Consider the following 14,074-nt stretch of genomic DNA (forward strand, 5'->3'; position numbering starts at 1 on the left):
ACAGTTAATAAAATTAAATGAATGTATCAGAACACTTGTGTAGTTTATATTTTTCCCAATGAAAATTACTAATATCGTCTTCTGAAGCATTCGCTATCTTTGACTTAATAGAATATTCCATAAATTTCTTTCTTTGTTGAATTAAGTCATCCTCATTTTCCCAGCAACTCATACATTCATCGCAACAGAGAAATAATTTATTAGAGTCAATATTTTTTTTTATAATTAATCTCCCCTGCCTATCGCATATGGGGCACTCTCTAAACCAAAAATAATCAGTACTTATCATGATGGGTCTCCTGCAATAATTTTATTGGTGCCGTTCATTACAATAATTTTGACTTTTGTAAGAATTGCTCCTGTATCTCTGTCATAGCCGATTGGCTGATTCATTTCTACGTTATCTGTATCTTTTTCTGAACTGTGGGGATAGGGTCGTCTGAAAAGCAGAACCCGTGTGCGTGCATACCGCACACACCCTACGTCAGAACTGAAGGCTTTGTGCAGGCTACGGTTTGTTTAATAAATTTATTGAATATTTCAATTAAAAATACTTAAATGGATAAACATTAAATAAATTATTACTTATACTATTTACTGAATTTATAAACTCAGTTTTTATGTTATCCGTTAGTGTCTCTCCTTCATCTAATAGGTGTTCTAAATCTCGGTATAAGAAAGCCAACTGGATAAATTGTGAGAAACCTATCCCTAAATTTGTAAATCCAGATTTGGTATATTCTCCAGTATCATGATTATAATGAAAAATGGTATTATCTATTTTATTTAGAAACCATCCATCTCCCTGTCCTGCTTGTCCAATACTCCAAAAACACCTTGATATTTCGGGATAATGACACTCTAAGTATCTATTTTCATTTAAAGCCTCTTCATAATTAAAAAGAGAAAAATCAGGTATTATTTCTACTTCCTGATACTTAGCAATAAATAACAAATAGTTATTATCCAGCTTAGGAAGTTTATCTAACTTTTTAATTTCTACTTTACGCTTAATACATATATTAAAAAAATCCTCGGTCAATAATTTTAATTTGAACATAAAAGTATACTCCATAAATTTTTTGCTTGATAGAAAGATATTTCCTTCAATACCATATCGTTAATATTTTTTCATTCTTTTCACTGCTTTTGAATTTAATGGCAAAATGCCTTCAAAAGCAAAGTCGGTTTCACCCTCCAAAAATTTCAAACCATGTATCGGATTGACCGGCCGGTCGCCACCCACCGCCCCCTTTACGACCGGGAAATTATATATAAAGTTGAATAGTACTTGTTATTTTTTTTTGTGTTTCAACACTAATTTCCTGGTTAAAATTTTGGATTAATTTTAAAAAATCAATGATTAAGTTGATTTGAGTAGTGTTAAATATCGTACTTTGGTTTCTTAGGGCAATATATAAAAATTCAACAACGTAACCATATAAATAAAATTTAGATAAATTAGAAATAATATATTTTAAACAGCAAGGAGTAAAATATAATATAGCCTTATTAGTATAAGCTTGCCACTCTAGTGATTCAAGTATTGAGAGAAAATCATCGTATGTTATCTCAATCCAAGTTTTAGTAGATAGTTGCATTATAGAAAATATATAAAAGTTATCACTATCATCAAAACTTATGATATTGTTTTTATCAACTTTGAAAACTGGAAAAGTAGTCCTAATTTTTTCCTCTAGATAATTTCGTTCTTGTATATATTTTACCTCCGTAAGAAATTTTTCAAATTCACAATATACTCCTAAGTCTTTGACAAACTTTGAAATATATTCTAAAAAATCATAAATGATATTGATTTCATCTTTGGTTAAAGATTGCAGTAAATTAAATAGTTCACTTACTTCACCTTGGGATATATTAGAATAATAGCTAAATAATTCTATGAAACAATCATTATCTATACTAGGGTGTTCTATTGAGCTTAGTAAAACTCTATTTAAATGTAAGGCATTTTCATTTTTTGTTTATCTGACATTTGATTTTTAATTAATAAAATTAGATTGTTTTTTATCATGTCTTACTTTCTACATTTTAAGGTATGGCACCATTTGATTGATTTATTATCTATTTTTTATTTACGTTTTTAAAAATCATTTAATAGTTTTACTATCTTCTCTTTATTTTCGCTGGATGAGTTGATTGCAATTCTAACGGCATTTTCTCCAAATTCATTTTGTATATTTTTATCAGATCCATAATCAAGGAGTAATTTCACCATTTCTATATTTCCAAACATGCCTGCATAATGTAGGGGAGTATATCCTAAGTCCCCTTTAAGATCGATCAATGCCCCATTTTGAAGAAATACAAGAGCATCATTTAAAGAATTATTTCTAGCTGCAATATGTAAAACTGTATCATCCATACCTCCTACTTGATTTATATCTTCAATAGTGTCACCCAAAAAATCAGGATGCGTTTCATATTTTTTTAAAATACATAACAATTCTTTTTTCATTAACAATACCTATAGCTGTAAGTTGATAAATTTAATATCTAGATTTTATTTATTACTCGTGACACAATATTCTTTATACTCTTTTTTTAGATTGTTTAATCTATTTTTACGTTCTTGTATTTTTTGAGCATGACCGTCCTGGCCGTATTCATAGGCGGTTTTGGCTTAGATTGTTACGGAATAAATATTTCAGACGACCTTAATGTATGCGTTAGGAGAAGGCTAATTCTATTTACGCTTGTTTTAAATATCCTTCTTTTTTAATAAAAATATCCTAAAAATTTCATGGCCAAAACCGTCATCAAATTTAGAGTAAACAATGTTAAAAATTTCTTTATAATTAAAATCAGATGAATATTCCTGTAACCATGGGAAATTTTCTAAATTTAAATCTGGATAATTTTTAAATGTATTTTCATATTTCGACTTATAAATGCATATGTTAGGTATATAAAAACTATATAGATTATGTAATTCAGAACTTATGTCTGGGTATGTTACACATATTGATAAATCGTTATCTTTCAGAATATCTTTTGCCATTAAATTTATATTATTAATGTAAAATATTGCAGTATTTAAAAAGAACAAATTCAACTGTTTTGGGGATAGTATTTTCAAAAATGGTTTTTCTCTTCCAGTTCTAGTAATCAAAGGAATTTCTTCAAATTCAACAGGATGTTTAAGTAATTTAATTATTTCATCATACTGATATGATTTTTCAGTTTTTGCTAACTTTGTTAATAGTTTTAAGTATTCCATTATGTATTCCATCCTTTTGGAGTGCCTCCAATTTCTTTTAAAAATGTTTCTGGAGTATGCACTTTTAAAATATTAGGATTTTCCATTACCTCATCAATATTTTTAATTGGTCCCTTACCTTTTTTAGTGTTTTTTTGGCTTTTTCACCGCATTTTCCAATGCACTGCTTAATAGCCTTTCTCCCTTTTGCAATCAGTTTACCTATTCCTAAAATAATAGCTCCACCAATGCGAATCACTAATCCCCAAAATAATCCATAAGGATCAATCCATCCCTGTGCATTGGGTGTTGATCCATATAAATTATCTCCTCCGCCTAGTCCAATTGGATCCTGATTGATGAATCTGCCACATTCTGGCTCATAATGCCTGAAGAAGTTGTAATGCAACCCCGTCTCACGGTCGGCATATTGGGTTTGCAGGCGGAAGGGCTGGTATGCGCTATCCGTTACCTTGGTTTCCTCTTTCAGACGACCCTAGCCGGTGTAGTTGCCGAACCACAGCAAATTACCGTCCTTGTCAGTCATTTCTCTCGGGATGCCGATTTGGTCGCAGTGAAAGTAGTAGGCTTGTTGTACGCCTTCTCCGTCTTCGGTTGTCCAATCGCGAACCTGTGCTAAAGGATTGTAGGAATACAGATTGGTGTAGATATAGGTATATCTGCCGTCCGGTTGGATTTCCTGCAAGAGGTGGACCAATCCGGTGGGCTATCTAAAGGCTCCCAGCCCTTTTAGGAGGCCAGTAATATCATAGACGAAGGCCTCTTCAGACATTATCAGGATTCTTACTAAACTAATAAAACCATCTCCTCGTTATTTTTACTGCCTTCTAGCAAAGATAGGAGTATTAAAAGTATCTTTTGAAATAATTTATTGCCTTATAAGAGCTTATACCATAATGGTTTATACACTCAATAAACCAATATAGATTATCACAATTTCTATCTAATTCTTCTGATTTAAATGGAGTAAGAATCAAACGATAAATATAATTTAATTCTATATTTTTTTTATCTTTTTTATTTAAAGTTGACCATTTTTTTAATAGTGCAATCTCAATAACTTCCTTTCGGTATTTTTCTAAGTTATCAACAGTTTCATCATAATATCTCCAATAATTTTCTGCTCTATCAACATAAGGTTTATAGATACTTATACATAAAATTGGATTCTCTATAATAATATCTAATATAGAAAGCATAATTTTTCTATAAATTTGTTCAGTATTATTATCAATTAATAAATTGATAATTTCTAAGAAATATTTTTCCATCTGATTTCTCTTATTTATCCACTTGTTGCAGTAATTCTTAATATAGCTAGCAAAGGGTTAGATGTTGCACATGCATGCTTTGGTTTCCCAAAACGGTTATCTTTTGCTAAATTTAGAGTTTCTATGGTTGTTAACAGGAGTTTATTGTCCTTGACCAAGAATTTCCTCTCCAATTATTGAATCTAACTCTATCCATGCATCTTCAAGTTGATTAACAATAGAAGATTCATTTTTATTAGGATCGTCTTTTAAATTAAGATACCAAATATGTGTTAATTTCGGTATTTCATATAAAATAGATGCTAGTCTTTTTTCAATTAGATTATGATTATGAGTATAATGCTTTATTTCATTTAAAATTTTTAATAATTCTTGATAGTCCTTTACATCGAATTCAAGATCCATTCTGACCTTATAAATAAAACTATTATTTTCAAGTTTTTCTAATAATTCTTTCATGGTAAACTCCTTTAAGTTATACAAAGCAAAGGATTGCTTCTGCTGGAATAGTTTATTTATTTTTAAAATAGTTAAGCGTTCACTCCAATAGAAATAGATAACACATCTTCCTCATTGTCGAGTAGAGATATATCGATTACTTTGTCTATTTTATGACTAAAGAATTTTAAACAATAAAAATTAGGTTTGTTTATTAATTCTAGCCAATTGCTAATATTTTTTATTTTGATAATAAACAAGGGGAATACTTCTATTGGTATTTTAGCCGAATCATTTATTCCTCCATAAAAGTATACATAAGCAATGTCATTTTCCTCTGGTGCAAAAAAATATAATATTTCATTTTTTATCGATAAACTAAAATTCTCTTTTGATAATTCTATATTTCTATAGGGGGCAAAAGTACGATTTAATATTTCACATGAGAGTGGATATGGAATAATTTTTTCAGAATCTGAAATTAAATTATTTAAAAAATGAATTTCTTTCATTTTTTTCATTAAATGATTCTGTTTTAAAGTAAAGATCTTATTTTCTAAAGTTGTCATGATACTATTTCCTATGTTGTTCGGGCACATTATCTTTGTAGTACTCCCAAGAAAATGTACCATTCCCATTATTTCTTTTTTGACTCAGATTTCCATCCATTTTGGCAGTTGCTACCTGCCAGTGCGGACAAGGATGTTTTGCAATCTAAACGGCTGGTGCGCATTCTTGTAAACTCGCTCATCTTTTTCAGACGACCTTGATATTTTGTTGGGTCTTGAACCAACCTACGCTTGCTAGAAACATTTACAGTTATTTGGATTTTGATTAGCTTTATATAGTTTGAAGGATTTAAAATTAGCAAATTATAAAAGAATTCAGATTTAAAATGAATGTATTTAAATCTCTCTTCCATAACTTAATGCTCTTAGAAAAGTATAATAATATAGCTGGCTCTTCAAATAAAAAACATGCATAACTTTTTTCGATTGGTAAAACTTCCAAGTCATCCATTCCTTCAAAAGCTAGAGTACAAGTTTTGTTTGGTTGGTATCTATGACGAATAGTCCAATATTCTGATATATCTAAATCATTTCCTTCTGATTCTTTCAAAACAATCCAGTTATGGTTATGTAATTGGTCTCTTAAATCTTCAATATGATATTTCATAGTATATTTCCCTCTAGTTATACTACATCCGGGTCGTAGGCGTAGCAGCGGTAAAGTACGGTACAAAAAAGTTCGTCTGAAAATATCGAATCTTACTTTTTGGTTTTTTTCTTAGGATTTAATTCTTCTTTAAGTTGCTTATAAAATTGCCAATATTTTTTGTCTTCCATAGAGAAAGGTGTGTAACGTAGCTCATTATAAGTTAGGTCAAAATATTTATAGGCATTTTCCATATCACCCAATTCGTAATAAACGATTCCTGTCCATATAAACACACCTGCTGCAGGTTCATCTTTTCGTGCCTCAAGTGCAATTAACATCCACTCAAGGGCTCTTTGATAATCACCTAATTTTTTATAATTTTCTGAAATACCACAGGCGATTGCAGAAGTAGGTTCAACAAATTGAGTTACTGGTTTGGGTAAAAGTTCCCATGCTTGATTCAGAATATCAATGCGTTCCTCCGGCGTAGTTGCATCATTTGAGTTACATACAAAATCATTGATTTTTTTGTTTAATTCATAATTTACTTGATCTAAATACATAATTTATCCTTCTTATGTGTATTCTTTAAAGAGTATTTATTACCATGTTGGCCCAGTTGTGTACCTGTGCCAAGGGTTCGCGCGTAACGCACACACTTTATGTCTTGGAGGTTTCATACTGACTACGGATTGCTTCAGATTATTACAAATTCTATATTTGTACAGAATTTAATTGTCTTTTTGCCGTTTTATTTCTTAAGATACTTTTCTATATATCTGTATTGATCTTGTGTACATTTAACTGAAAAAAATATTTTTCCACTTATAATACTTTGAGCAGAAAAAATATCTTTCTCATATTTGAATTTTATTTTACTTAACGGAATCATTCCTTTTCCATTTTCTTTCCCACAAAAAAGCTTATATTGTAACTCATTATTACTTATACCTATGTTTCCACAAGTTTTTTGACTATCATATTCTGATACAATTATATTTAACCAGCCATGTTGAAAATCATACGAGTAATGTGAAACATAAGGTAATTTAGAAGAGGAGGATCCTATTAGAGATAAAATTGAACTTAAAATAGATTTCATAATATATTTACCATTTAATTTATTAATTTTCTTAGCTAACGAAGCAGGAGTAACCCAACCAGACATTTTCATTTCTTTAATATCAGCAGCTTGACTTGCCCCATATGCAAAACTTGCAGACTGCCGATTTCGTAAATTATATCCAGAAGTTTCTGTGTTTTTATTATTAATGAGATTGTCAAAAAACAAATCTCTCAAACGATCTTGATGAAGGTTTGAAGTCGTCTGAAAATGTGCGTACTGCACACATCCTACTTCGAGATTGAAGGCTTCATGCGAGCTATGGCTTGTTATTCACTCTAGTTAATTGATTATATTTACGTAATTCAGTTATGTCTTTCCCTGCTTTAATCATTTCAATACAATTAAATTGTATTTTGTAATCTTCTTCATAATGTATATCAAGCCGTTCATAATCTGTTTCGTAATACATAACATCAATGGTTTCAATTACCTTATCACTACAATTCGTAATAAAAATTAGTTCATTTTTATTTATAAACTCGTATAGATATGATAACCCTATCATAGAATTTTGTGTAAAGATAACTACGTTATCTGGAAACTCCTCTGTATCGGGGATGATTTTATTTAATGTATTCAGAGTTTTTTCAATTTCATCAGAAGAAATATCTTTATTTATATTAACATATAAAAAGATACTATCTAGCCAATCAGTACATAAAGAAAGATATGGCTCCTTAGTTATTCTTTTAATATGATTCTCTTCTAAAAAATAATCAAAACCTGCTATGAAATGTAAAATTCTATCGATGCAACATGCTCCAAAAAGTAATCTTTGTGTATTTGTTAAATTTTCCAATTCCTTTTTTACATTTTCTTCATATTTTTCCATATTAGCACCTTCCTATGTTACGTCTTTTTCTACTTTTCTTACTAGAACTAGGAGTTTAACTTTTAACACCTTTTTCATTCATCAAATCTTTACAATCAAGACATATAGGACGTGAGTCCTCAATTTCTGTAATTCCTTTTCCTGACTTGATTAAAGATTCTTCTGCGTGAGCATCTTTCATATTTATAACAGTAATACCTTTAGACTCGGCCCAAGTTCTCTGAACCTTAGGTACTATATTATTTTACAAAGATATAGTCTATAGTGTTTAAATCTTTATTAAATCAACGTTTCTAAAGGGGATATAGCTGTAAAATATTATATATTTACCGTATTGTTAAACCAAGACGGTAGCAAAAAGGTACCAAAAATTAAGGTTTCGGAGCTTATAAACTTAAGAAAGTTGTCTCAAGTATTTGGCCTTTTTTTATTGTCTTTTTGTAACAAAGTGACGTAGTCACTTTTAGTGTGGAATAGGTGAGATAAAAAAACAGTGTTTCGGTTTTGGTCAATGAAGTAAAGCAAAACATATTGGTCTATAATTTTTCCTCGTGAGGGATACTTGCTGTTAATCTTTACTCCAATTTTCTCATCAGCGTCAAAGCCTGCTTCAGGAAAAATCTCTAAACTTTTTAAGCTGTCTAAGATTTTAGCCACAGTATTTTTGGCGGATTGAGGGGATAGAAGTACCGTAGCTATATAGTCGTGTATATTGTCGATAGCTTCCTCGACCTCTTTTGAAGCAATCACTTTATAAGCCATAACGTACCCTCATATCGTCTAGGGAAGTTCCTTCGCCTGCCTCGTATTCTCTCAAAGCACGCTCAGATTGGGCTTGTAATTCTTCAATTAACTGTTCTCTATGTAGATCTTCGGCCGTCTTAATAGGCAAATCTTGCTCCAGGACTATTTGCTCCACAAATAAGGAAATAGCATCTGTCATTGTCATGCCCTTTTCCTTGATAATTTTTCGAGCTTGTTCCATAGTGGCTTCATTCAGTTTAAAATTGTATTGTTTCGATAAAGTTATAGCCATGATATATCTCCGATCTATACGTTATAGATTGATTATATACTAGATATATATTCTAATCAAGAAAAAAAGTTCTGTTTGATGACAGAACTAAGTTGTTTCAATAGAGGTCGTAGTGCTTTAGTTGACTGACGTACTGAGAGGTCAAGAAAGCGTAATACAGAAAATGGAAGCATCCAACTAAAAAGTGTTTTTCACATAGCGTTACCTCATCACTAAATATATACCACAACTTATTTTTTAGCTCCGATTTCCTCGACGGTCTTCTTTTTGAAAAATTCAATTTTTTCAATCGGAGTCATATTGCGATATGTTTTGATAAAATCACGATAAATCAGGTACTTTTTATCAGGATCAAGTAAGTCATTAAAGAGGTTAATAACTCCAGTTTTAAAGGTATCAATATCCTCAATAACAAGGAGAATATAAGGCGATTTTCTGTATTAGATGGATGTTATAGTTATCCCTGAGATGAATTTTTTATAAGGACCTCTTGGAATGTGCGTTCTTATAAACCCACTCATCTTTTTTCAGACGCCTCCAGGCGGTGTATTCGCCGTACCATACCTGTGTTTTTGAAAATTCATGCAGGCTACGGCTTGCTATTTTATTTAGGGTAGCTCAAAAATTCTATGAAATCATTTATTTCATCTTCATTAAAGCTATTTTCAAGATATTCTTTCTCATAAAAAATAAAATCTAATAAATATTTTCTTGAATAATCATCTAAATTATTTTTAATTTTCTCAATTAGCATAAAAAATTTATTGGGTTCTATTAATTTTGTTATTAGTACATTTAACTCAAAATCACAATTTTTGCTTAAAATATTTAGATTTTGAAAAATCAAATCAGCAATTTCCTGTTTTTGTAGGTCATTAAAGTTAAGTATAGATATCGCTCTCAGAAAATCAGAGATGCTTTGAACTACTATAAATTTATTATTGGATAATATATATTTAATAAATTTAAATTCATTCTCAGTAATTTCTATTTTATTTGGGAATATTTCTGATAATAAATACAATGTTCTACGTATTCTTTTAGATGGTAGCGAATCTAGTAGTATAATTATTTGACTGAAATCTTCTTGTTCTAAAGAAGATTCAATCATATTTTGTATATAAAAATCACTATTGCGCATAATTATCATGCTCCTATATCAATATTAAACTTCACATTGCTCCTACAAGACTTCCTCCTACCACAAAAGCACCACATACTCCCGCCGTTGAATATATACAAACACTAACTAGCACAACAGTGCCAACAAGGGCGATTGCTGTTAAAGTATCATTATTAGTAGATGTTTTGTCTTCAGTGGAGCAATTAGTGTATTTTGTTACGGGAGAAGAAGGAGGAGGTGGTTTGTCGCAACCATTATCTACTCACTCTTTTTCGGCTTTAGCTAGTTTACTATACGCAGCATTCAGTAGATTTATATGACCTCGGACAGTATCTCTAAGAGCTTCTCCTGGACCAATTCGCCACGGTAAATAATTTGGATTACTCTCAAGTGCGGGAATACGTTTTAAGTATATTTCGTATTTAAGATTTTCTATTCTAGCTGCAATTGATGAACATTTCTGAGCATTATATAAACCAAAAATATCAACCCATCCCTGCACGTTCAGCGCAAATTGATAAAGATTATTCCCACCCTTTAATTTGATCGGATCCTGATTCACAAACCGACCCGCATCAGGATCGTAATACCTGAAGAAGTTGTAATGCAGCCCCGTCTCACGGACGGCATACTGGTTTTGCAAGCGGAAGGGTTGGTAAGCACTATCCGTTACCTTGGTTTCCTCTTTCAGACGCTCCCAGGCGGTGTATTCGCCGTACCACAACAGATTGCCGTCCTTATCGGTCATCTCACGTAGGATGCCGATTTGGTCGCAGTAGAAGTAGTGGGTTTGTTGGTGGTTTTTGCCTTCGGCATTGGTGTGGTTGTGTACTTGTGCCAAGGGTTCGTAGCTGTCGGGATCGGTGTAGATATAAGTATACCTGCCGTCCGGTTGAAATTCCTGCAAGAGGTGGCTGCCGTCCCAAACGAATCCGATTTCCTCTTCGAGGTCGTCTGGAGAACAGAAACTGCGTGTGTACCGCGAAGACTTTACGTCGGTATTGGAGCTTTCATACGGGCTACGGCTTGCTTTGAAATCTATTTTTGAACGTAAGGAATTTATCATATGAATTTAGTTGTTCAGCAGAATAATTTTCCATAATTTCGGCATTATCACTATCTACAATAGAAACAAAAAATATGACATTCTTTGTTTTTTTCTTATCTATATTTTCTATCGCTTTTTTAAATCCTTCTATAATTGAATCATATACTTCCGCCTGATATTGCTCAAAATTACCTTCTGATATTAATGTATTTGCATCATTAAGAATATTTTGAATCTCATTATTGAATACACTATCTATTTTCTCAGGAACCTCTCCAAGTCCTATTGCAAATTGAGGGTAATACCATTTAATAAAAGGCTGATCTTCTTTTGGGTAGTTTACTTTTTCTATTTTGTAGTGAGAAATAGTGTTAGCAGCCCAACCCAGATATGAACAATAGTCATCAATATATAATGTATAGGCAAAAACTTCATTAGAATTATATCTTTCTAATACAAATTTAAATGTCTCTGTAACTCCTTTAGATACATTCTGGATTAAATCTTGAATTATATAATTACTTAAAATACTCATTTTAATTTTCCTTTTATAAATTTTTGTTATCAATCAGTTTCTATGCACAATTACTACGTGATCCGTATTGGAACTTTCATACGGGCTACGGCTTGCTATTCACCCAATAATGTTTCTTTAAATAAGCTATCAAGTGATTCATATAAAATCTCCATTTCCGATGAATCATGATAATAAATAAAAATATGACCCTGTTGATCCATTAAAATGGGATTGCCTGAACCATCATCTGATATTGCATAAAGTTTACTTATTGGTTGTTCATGTAATTCTAAAAGTTTTTGAAATCCCTGAGTTAATTCGATAACTGTTTCTTTTCCAATTAATGTTGAATTATGGAAAGCATGGATATCCAAACCAGCGCTTGCGCCGCCGAATTTTTTAATAAATTCAATGTAATCATCGTGAAATTTTATTCCTAAAATATTTTCAGCATGTTTAATTTCCTCACTACTAGCGGGTATCCCTTTAAGCTCAGGGTAATCTTGAAAATATTTAACAAGTAAATTCATTGTTTCTTGGCTAATCATTTAATACCTCTTCTTGATAATTCTTTTAAAGCTTGGTCGTACCAGAACTCACGCTTCCATTGATTAAATTCATCTCTATTGTCAATGCCGCATTTATCTCCTGTTTCACGGTCGAAATACTGGTTTTGTAGTTGGAAACACGACCAACTTAACTATCGTGTTATCCCCATAATAGGCCATCCATAACCAAATGAAAAACCAAGAAATTAAAATACTTATCCAATACTTTTGAATAAATTCTTTAAATTTAATTAATATGGAAGTTCTTTGGCTATGATGTTTACAGCATAGCCTTGAGTTATATTTGTTCATATAAAGTTAAATTCTTTTCTGTGCTTTTATATATATCTGTATAGAAATAAATTCTATTATCTTTTATCTCTTTCAGATAAACCAAGTCTTCGATACCTCCAATATACTCAATTGATAAATCATCTAAATTTAATATTGCAAGCCTAAATCCAACAACGCAAAATCGTCTAATGAAAACTGGAATATATATTTTTCTATTGAAATACAACAAAGGCCCTCCAAACCCCTGTTCTTTAATAATAACTTGACCGTTAATGGATAGACTTCCAACTAAGGGAGAACCTTGATTTACTTCCATCAAATCAAGGTAACTGACTTCCCAATTGTCAAACAAAAATTTTTCTTGAAAGTCTAAAGGAGTTTCATTAAAAATTTTTAACTTAGACATTTTTATATTTTTTCTTGTCAAAGAATTGAAATCTTCTTCTAATTCTACAAGGAGTTTACCAACTTCATTATTAAATGGCCAAGAATCAATTACTATCCGAGACAATAAAAATTCTTTTCCTTTTTTTTGTTGAAAAATACTTTCTGAATTTAGATAATTCATCATGTCGTATAGTTCATTTTTTATAGAAATCAACTGCTGTTTATTTGTATAACTATATTCATCGCAATTATTAATCATTTTATCAATTTCGACTAAAACTATATTAATCTTTTTTATAAATTGCTCCTGATTCATTGTCTGATTAACCTTTCTAAGTCATTAATATATTTGTGTTTATCCGCCAAGAAAACCTAAACTTTGAGGTGCAGCATGTCGTACTGCGCATCGCGCCAATCCGTTTCGGGCGTTCTCTTCTTTGGATGGCACCTTCCATTGGTGCTGGGCGATGAGTTGGCCGTTTTGTTGGGTCTAGACCCAACCTACGCTTGCTGTTGCATTTTTATGTAGTTTTCGAATATTTCTATATTTGTTAGTTTTTTTATTTCGATTAAAAAATAGGTATCTAATAAATCAAGAAAATCAAAATAATTTTGTTTTTCTTTATTTTCATCAAAATTTATACCTTTAATTAAAAATGAGTGCTTAGGAAACAGATTCTCTAATCTTAAAATAAGATCCGCTCCCCAAGAAATTTCTTTTGGCGAAATATTAGGAGAAGTTTTTTTTGCATAAAGATTAAAGTAATATTGCTTAGAGTATTTACTTTTTTGAATATTAAACATACATTGAATATGACTATTATTATAGAAATAATTCGAGGTATTCAATTTTAAAAAATCATTTTTTTTTAAAATAGCTCTTAACTCTTTAAAAAATTTTTTCTCAAAATCAGCATTCATGTTGAATTTCTCCTTATTACACTTTAGATTTTAGGAAATTCTAGGTTTATGGTTTATAAAAATCAAGTATACCTTCCCATTTTCCTTTGCGAGAATCAGGGCCTTCACTATTAAGAACTCTCACATAGTTATTT

The 14,074-nt window shown here is 31.0% G+C and carries 21 protein-coding genes; all 21 read right to left on the reverse strand.

Annotated elements, in window-relative coordinates; translation table 11 throughout:
- Positions 1-13: 13 nt before the first annotated feature.
- Entirely contained in the window at positions 14-289 is a 276-nt protein-coding gene (locus H8S88_RS02020; RefSeq protein WP_125334725.1) for a hypothetical protein, read from the reverse strand.
- A 255-nt stretch (positions 290-544) separates the two neighbouring features.
- Entirely contained in the window at positions 545-1,060 is a 516-nt protein-coding gene (locus H8S88_RS02025) for an SMI1/KNR4 family protein (RefSeq protein ID WP_125334720.1), read from the reverse strand.
- A 1,044-nt stretch (positions 1,061-2,104) separates the two neighbouring features.
- Positions 2,105-2,479, reverse strand: coding sequence for an ankyrin repeat domain-containing protein (locus tag H8S88_RS02030; protein ID WP_236127866.1), 375 nt, complete (start codon positions 2,477-2,479; stop codon positions 2,105-2,107).
- A gap of 243 nt (positions 2,480-2,722) precedes the next feature.
- Complete coding sequence (locus H8S88_RS02035) at positions 2,723-3,241, reverse strand: Imm15 family immunity protein (RefSeq protein WP_236127867.1); 519 nt, start codon at positions 3,239-3,241, stop codon at positions 2,723-2,725.
- A gap of 85 nt (positions 3,242-3,326) precedes the next feature.
- A complete protein-coding gene (locus tag H8S88_RS02040; RefSeq protein ID WP_125336294.1) occupies positions 3,327-3,710 on the reverse strand; it encodes an RHS repeat-associated core domain-containing protein in 384 nt (127 codons plus the stop codon).
- 6 nt (positions 3,711-3,716) lie between these two features.
- Positions 3,717-3,938 (reverse strand): RHS domain-containing protein, encoded by a 222-nt coding sequence (locus H8S88_RS09935; RefSeq protein WP_443032517.1) that lies wholly within the window; start codon positions 3,936-3,938, stop codon positions 3,717-3,719.
- 148 nt (positions 3,939-4,086) lie between these two features.
- On the reverse strand, positions 4,087-4,512 hold the full coding sequence (locus tag H8S88_RS02045) for a hypothetical protein (RefSeq protein WP_236127868.1): 426 nt from the start codon (positions 4,510-4,512) through the stop codon (positions 4,087-4,089).
- Between the two features lie 141 nt (positions 4,513-4,653).
- Positions 4,654-4,971, reverse strand: a complete 318-nt coding sequence (locus H8S88_RS02050) for a hypothetical protein (RefSeq protein WP_125329055.1) — start codon at positions 4,969-4,971, stop codon at positions 4,654-4,656.
- A 71-nt stretch (positions 4,972-5,042) separates the two neighbouring features.
- The gene (locus H8S88_RS02055; protein ID WP_236127869.1) at positions 5,043-5,519 is read right to left on the reverse strand and encodes a hypothetical protein; all 477 of its coding nucleotides are present in this window, start codon (positions 5,517-5,519) and stop codon (positions 5,043-5,045) included.
- Positions 5,520-5,814: 295 nt separating this feature from the next.
- The gene (locus tag H8S88_RS02060) at positions 5,815-6,126 is read right to left on the reverse strand and encodes a hypothetical protein (RefSeq protein WP_236127870.1); all 312 of its coding nucleotides are present in this window, start codon (positions 6,124-6,126) and stop codon (positions 5,815-5,817) included.
- A 92-nt stretch (positions 6,127-6,218) separates the two neighbouring features.
- Positions 6,219-6,671, reverse strand: coding sequence for a tetratricopeptide repeat protein (locus tag H8S88_RS02065; protein ID WP_236127871.1), 453 nt, complete (start codon positions 6,669-6,671; stop codon positions 6,219-6,221).
- Positions 6,672-6,859: 188 nt separating this feature from the next.
- Complete coding sequence (locus H8S88_RS02070; RefSeq protein WP_236127872.1) at positions 6,860-7,456, reverse strand: hypothetical protein; 597 nt, start codon at positions 7,454-7,456, stop codon at positions 6,860-6,862.
- Positions 7,457-7,490: 34 nt separating this feature from the next.
- Positions 7,491-8,066, reverse strand: a complete 576-nt coding sequence (locus tag H8S88_RS02075; RefSeq protein WP_048789315.1) for a DUF416 family protein — start codon at positions 8,064-8,066, stop codon at positions 7,491-7,493.
- A 408-nt stretch (positions 8,067-8,474) separates the two neighbouring features.
- Positions 8,475-8,828, reverse strand: a complete 354-nt coding sequence (locus tag H8S88_RS02080; protein WP_048789316.1) for a type II toxin-antitoxin system RelE/ParE family toxin — start codon at positions 8,826-8,828, stop codon at positions 8,475-8,477.
- Positions 8,818-9,102: a type II toxin-antitoxin system RelB/ParD family antitoxin gene (relB, locus tag H8S88_RS02085; protein WP_033629679.1), complete on the reverse strand. Its 285-nt coding sequence runs from the start codon at positions 9,100-9,102 to the stop codon at positions 8,818-8,820. The genes H8S88_RS02080 and relB overlap by 11 nt, the downstream gene beginning before the upstream one ends.
- 604 nt (positions 9,103-9,706) lie before the next feature.
- On the reverse strand, positions 9,707-10,243 hold the full coding sequence (locus H8S88_RS02090; RefSeq protein WP_236127873.1) for a hypothetical protein: 537 nt from the start codon (positions 10,241-10,243) through the stop codon (positions 9,707-9,709).
- Between the two features lie 244 nt (positions 10,244-10,487).
- Entirely contained in the window at positions 10,488-11,132 is a 645-nt protein-coding gene (locus tag H8S88_RS09880) for an RHS repeat-associated core domain-containing protein (RefSeq protein ID WP_329605520.1), read from the reverse strand.
- A 112-nt stretch (positions 11,133-11,244) separates the two neighbouring features.
- Positions 11,245-11,808 (reverse strand): DUF4303 domain-containing protein, encoded by a 564-nt coding sequence (locus tag H8S88_RS02105; protein WP_125336274.1) that lies wholly within the window; start codon positions 11,806-11,808, stop codon positions 11,245-11,247.
- Between the two features lie 95 nt (positions 11,809-11,903).
- On the reverse strand, positions 11,904-12,338 hold the full coding sequence (locus tag H8S88_RS02110; RefSeq protein ID WP_125336273.1) for an SMI1/KNR4 family protein: 435 nt from the start codon (positions 12,336-12,338) through the stop codon (positions 11,904-11,906).
- Positions 12,339-12,636: 298 nt separating this feature from the next.
- Complete coding sequence (locus H8S88_RS02115) at positions 12,637-13,335, reverse strand: hypothetical protein (protein WP_125336272.1); 699 nt, start codon at positions 13,333-13,335, stop codon at positions 12,637-12,639.
- Between the two features lie 185 nt (positions 13,336-13,520).
- The gene (locus H8S88_RS02120; RefSeq protein ID WP_125336271.1) at positions 13,521-13,940 is read right to left on the reverse strand and encodes a DUF4304 domain-containing protein; all 420 of its coding nucleotides are present in this window, start codon (positions 13,938-13,940) and stop codon (positions 13,521-13,523) included.
- Positions 13,941-14,074: the final 134 nt, after the last annotated feature.

Origin of the sequence: Streptococcus sp. GS001 (assembly GCF_021595565.1) — a bacterium.
Lineage (GTDB): Bacteria > Bacillota > Bacilli > Lactobacillales > Streptococcaceae > Streptococcus > Streptococcus xiaochunlingii.